Consider the following 1,105-nt stretch of genomic DNA (forward strand, 5'->3'; position numbering starts at 1 on the left):
GCGCTCGGCGATAATCTGAAGGTCGTGCATTTGGGGACGGTGCGTCCTGTCTGACGATTGGGGCCTCCCGATTGTCAGACAGGAGGTTCCCATGACGGAGGAGAGAACCACGCCGCTGCGCGAGCGGATGATCGAAGACATGCGCATTCGCGGGATGGGTGACAAAGCCCAGAAGGCCCATATCCGGGCGATCAAGGATTTTGCCGAGTTCCTGAAGCGATCCCCCGACACGGCGACGCCGGAGGAGCTGCGCGCCTACCAGCTGCACATGACCGACGCCGGGATTACGCCGACCACCTTCAACGCCCGGATCGTGGCGCTCAGGTTCTTCTTTGGCATGACCTGCGGGCGCGAGGAGATGAAGCGCTACATGCAGTTCCGGGCCCAGCCGCGGAAGCTGCCGGTCGTCTTCAGTGTCGAAGAGGTGTCCGATCTGCTGATGGCGGCGCCGGGGCCGGGCCTCAAATACCGCGCGGCGCTCAGCATCTCCTACGGTGCCGGGCTCAGGGCCGCCGAGGTCTGCAACCTCAAGGTCAGCGACATCGACAGCGACCGGATGCTGATCCATGTCGAGCAGGGCAAGGGCCGCAAGGACCGCAAGGTCATGTTGTCGCCGGGGCTGCTGGAGCTGCTGCGTGACTACTGGCGCGAGGCCCGTCCCGAGGGCTGGCTGTTCCCCGGCAAGCCGAAGATCAACCCGATCTCACCGCGCCAGCTGAACCGCGCCTTCATGTCGGCCAAGCACATGGCGGGCATCGCCAAGCCTGCCACCCTGCACACCCTACGGCACAGCTTCGCCACCCATCTGCTGGAGGCCAATACCGATGTCCGCGTGATCCAGGTGCTGCTCGGCCATGCCAAGCTCACGACCACCGCCCAGTACACCCATGTGGCGACCCGGACGATCCGCGACGTCGTCAGCCCGTTCGAGGCCCTGAGGAAGCTGCAGGACCGGACCGTGAGGCGAAGCCTGGAGTGACGGGCGGGGGCGTTGCCCCGGCCAGCGCTGGAGATCGCTGACATCTTCCGAGCCCATGGGCCCGCGTGGCGGCGGGCCAATGCCGGACATGTCAGCCTCGGCCAGCTGAAGGTGATGTCGGCGATC

At 65.9% G+C, this 1,105-nt stretch carries 1 protein-coding gene; it reads left to right on the top strand.

The window, feature by feature from the left end; genetic code table 11:
* Positions 1-91 precede the first annotated feature (91 nt).
* Positions 92-979: a tyrosine-type recombinase/integrase gene (locus EIP85_RS22575; RefSeq protein ID WP_127904446.1), complete on the top strand. Its 888-nt coding sequence runs from the start codon at positions 92-94 to the stop codon at positions 977-979.
* Positions 980-1,105 lie beyond the last annotated feature (126 nt).

Origin of the sequence: Solirhodobacter olei (assembly GCF_004010155.1) — a bacterium.
GTDB lineage: Bacteria > Pseudomonadota > Alphaproteobacteria > Rhodobacterales > Rhodobacteraceae > Solirhodobacter > Solirhodobacter olei.